The following is a 1,085-nucleotide window of genomic DNA, read 5'->3' as shown; positions in this document are numbered from 1 at the left end:
TAAGTACCTGATCTAAAGTTTTCGTGTAATATCCATGCCAGGATTTCTGACACGGACAGAACCATGGAAAAACGCTTCGTTGCCCCTCTCACTGAACCTGAACAACAGACGCTGACCTCCGCCTATCACCATGGCGAGAAGCGCGCTCTCCGTCGTCGGGCGCATGCCATTCTACTGAGTGACCAAGGCCATACTATTACCCAAATCAGTGAGATACTTCAGGTTCGCCGCGATGCCGTATCACGATGGTTCAAGCAATGGGAAGTGTCCGGTTTTGATGGTCTCACCGACAAACCGCGTAGTGGACGAACACCCGCCCTCGATGAACACGATCACAAGCGACTGCAAGCGTTGGTAGCCGAGCATCCCCATCAGATTCGCGCCTTACAGGCTCGCTTTCAAGAAGAGACTGGCAAGTCTGTCGCCACGGTGACACTGCGCCGGGCGTTGAAAAAAAAATGGCCATAGCTTCAAGCGCATTCGGCATTCACTCAAGACCCAGCGTGACGAAACGGACTTTCGCAAAACGCAAGGCTTGATGAAAGCGCTTCACGAGCGAGAGGACCAAGGCGAGCACGAGCTCTATTACTTTGATGAATCAGGTTTTTCACAAGCGTCGTCGGTGCCGTATGCGTGGAGCCCTATCGGCAAGCCCTGGGAAGTCACTGCCTACTCCCGCAGCCGAAGGCTAAACGTGCTGGGCTTCCTAAGCCGAGCCGGAAAACTGGTCTATCACACGACAACCGAGACAGTGACCACGGAAACGGTCATAGAAGCGTTTGACCAGTTTGTGATCCAGAAGGATCCAGACACCTTCGCCGTTGTGGTGCTCGACAATGCCAGCATGCATCGCTCCAAGGCCTTTAGGCGCAAGAGGGTGGAGTGGATGTCGCAACGTGTGCATCTGATCTATCTGTCTGCCTACTCACCAGAGCTGAATCTGATAGAGATTCTGTGGCGGCAGATGAAGTACACCTGGCTGCCCTTGAGTGCCTATCTCTCGTTTGAACGTCTACATGAAGAGGTACACCGCTTACTCGGTGGTTACGGAACTGATCACGCGATTAATTTTGAATAGGCACTTA

General features: G+C 52.9%; 1 protein-coding gene. It reads left to right on the top strand.

Going from position 1 to position 1,085, the window contains the following annotated elements; all coding sequences use genetic code 11:
• The first annotated feature begins 63 nt into the window (after positions 1–63).
• A protein-coding gene (locus V8L71_RS20660) for an IS630 family transposase (protein WP_101146788.1) occupies positions 64–1,078 on the top strand; the annotation gives its coding sequence in 2 pieces (ribosomal slippage) (positions 64–450 and positions 452–1,078; 1,014 coding nt in all).
• Positions 1,079–1,085 lie beyond the last annotated feature (7 nt).

The sequence above is a fragment of the Vreelandella indica genome (assembly GCF_037070225.1).
Lineage (GTDB): Bacteria > Pseudomonadota > Gammaproteobacteria > Pseudomonadales > Halomonadaceae > Vreelandella > Vreelandella arctica.
The sequence above is the reverse complement of the archived record's forward strand: the minus strand, read 5'-3'. Positions and strand labels throughout refer to the sequence as shown.